Annotated in this window: 3 protein-coding genes; all 3 read right to left on the bottom strand. The window is 47.1% G+C overall.

Going from position 1 to position 2400, the window contains the following annotated elements; genetic code table 11:
* Positions 1-513: M23 family metallopeptidase (locus tag WEIDD23_RS03615; RefSeq protein WP_156469564.1), on the bottom strand; the 513-nt coding region annotated here is incomplete at its 3' end.
* Between the two features lie 208 nt (positions 514-721).
* On the bottom strand, positions 722-1570 hold the full coding sequence (locus WEIDD23_RS03610) for a COG3942 and LysM peptidoglycan-binding domain-containing protein (protein WP_010372357.1): 849 nt from the start codon (positions 1568-1570) through the stop codon (positions 722-724).
* A 332-nt stretch (positions 1571-1902) separates the two neighbouring features.
* Positions 1903-2400: CHAP domain-containing protein (locus tag WEIDD23_RS03605; protein ID WP_156469563.1), on the bottom strand; the 498-nt coding region annotated here is incomplete at its 5' end.

Genomic DNA, 2400 nt, shown 5'->3' with positions numbered 1-2400 from the left:
CGTTGCGTCCGCGCTGGCTGGTGAAACTGTCGCAACCGGCGCAGTAGATGTAGCTGCACTCGTTGCGACTGGCGCTTCTGAACTAGCTGATGATGCTTGTGAAGCAACTGAGCTGGCTGGCGCAACAGATGACGCAGCTGGGGCCAATGACGATTCGCTTGGTGCTACTGACGCCGCAACACTTGTTGCTGGTGCTTCTGACACCAAATCAAGCTTCTGCCCAACTTCAATCATGTTGGCATTCGTAATGTCATTTTGCTTCGCAATATCGTCCACACTGCGATCCGTCGCTGCTGCAATCGTTGACAACGTGTCACCAGATTGCACAACATATACACGTCCAGCATCCTTAACCGTTGTCCGCACTTCGTCAACCGTCTTACTGCGCCAACCCTTAGCTGAATCGTCAGCTGATGCGGCATTTGTGTGCATAAATGGCAAGACAGCTGCTGCAACTGCAGCCGTCGTCAAGGCCATCCCTTTAATTGATTTATTTACTGATACTTTTTCCATAAGAATCGTTTTTCTCCCTATAGCGTTTCTTATCTATTTTCTTCTCTTTTAATCTACTTACAAAAGTATAGTAAATAATTATTGCCAGTTGTTTACATCTGCGCTTCAAAGCAGTTAACAGAGTGCTCGGAAAATTGCAAGAACAAATCCTTCATTTCAAATTAAAAAACCAAGTCCAAAAATGGACTCGGTTTTTTCGTCATTATTATTAGTGGACAAATTGGATGCCAGCAGCTGAAATCGTACGAACGTGGTATGCCAATCCAGCATAGTTACCCTCTGAGATTGTAATCGTACCATCTGAGTTAACAGAATCAACAACCGCAACGTGACCCAATTCACCAGCGCCATCAAGGCCAGGTGCAAAGACAGCAACCGCACCAGCAGCTGGCGTTGCGTCAACTACACGACCTGCTGCCGCAGCTGAGGCGCCCCAACCAGAAGCGTTACCCCAGTTGTTACCAACCCATGACAAAGCGTTCTTAACGAACCACGTGCATTGTCCAGCTGGGTAAGTGTTACCAGTCGTATCATACGTTGGCGCAGCAACAGCGGGTTGTGACGCTGCATCGTACGCAACCGCACCCGTATTTGTGTATTGCGTGTTATCGGCTGCAGAAGTCGTTGCAACTTTTGCAGCTGCACTAGCAGCCTTGTCAGCTGAGGCAGCTGCTTGCTTAAGCGCATCTGATGCAGAGTTGTTATCTTGCTTATCTGCTGGCGTCAGCTTCAACGTCTCACCAACCGTGATAAAGTGAACATCTGACAAGCCGTTAGCCTTCGCGATGTCATCAACGCTTTCTCCCGTTGCTTGGGCGATCGTTGACAATGTGTCACCCGTTTGCACCTTGTATTCAGTGCCAGCTGACAAAACAACTGCCTTCACGTCGTCAACTGTCTTAGCACGCCATGAGGCAGCCTTGTTTGTGTTTGCATCAGCCTTATTTGCAGTTGAATCTTCAGCAGAAGCGGCCGTTGTGTGTGTCATTGGTAAAATTGCAGCGGCGGCCGTTGCAGCAGCAACAAACCATCCCTTAGTCATGTTTTGAGTTGTCATATTCTTTATTATCCCCTTGATGCGATTTAAGGCGCGTCGCTACGGCAACGTCTTTCCTCTATCCATAAAAAAGTCTATCAACCTGATTTAACGGCCTAGTTACACTGGTATAACAGTTACTAAAAAAATGAAAGCAGACACAAATGCTGTTATATCAAGGGATTTCCTTGTTTTACATTGCCTTCGTGATACACATGTCACGGCGAAAACGTGAAAACCGGCTACAATATTACGTTTTATTACAAAATGTAATATTTAATGTAATAAAAAATGCCTGAACCAATAGGGTTCAGACACCTTTATTTCAATTTACAAGTATGTGAAATTTGCTATTAGTGCACAAACATCATGCCGGCCTTTGAAAGGGTACGTGAGTTATATGACAAACCAGCGTAGTTACCTTCTTCAATCGTAATTTGGTCACCATTTACGGCAACAACGACAGCCACGTGACCGTATCCGCCTGATCCACCAACGCCTGGTGCCATCACCGCAACTGATCCAACTGTAGGGTTCGTATCAACTAAACGACCAGCGTAAGTTGCTGAGTTAGCCCAGTCCGCTGCGTTACCCCAGTAGTTTCCTACCCAAGGCAAAGCATTCTTAACGAACCACGTGCATTGTCCAGCAGGATACGTGTTAGCACCATTTACTGACATATCTGCATTATATGATGGCGCTACTTCTGCAACTGGTGCCTCTTGAGCTGGTACTTCTTGAACGGCCGTTTCTTCGACAGGTGCCACCGTCTCAGCAACTGGCGCTACTTCTTCAGTTGCTACTGGGGCAACCGCTTCCGTTGCCACTGGTGCAGCTTCAACCGGTGCCTC

The sequence above is a fragment of the Weissella sp. DD23 genome (assembly GCF_001579105.1).
Classification (GTDB): domain Bacteria; phylum Bacillota; class Bacilli; order Lactobacillales; family Lactobacillaceae; genus Weissella; species Weissella cibaria.
Note: the sequence above shows the minus strand (reverse complement) of the source record. Positions and strands in the feature narration are given on the sequence as shown.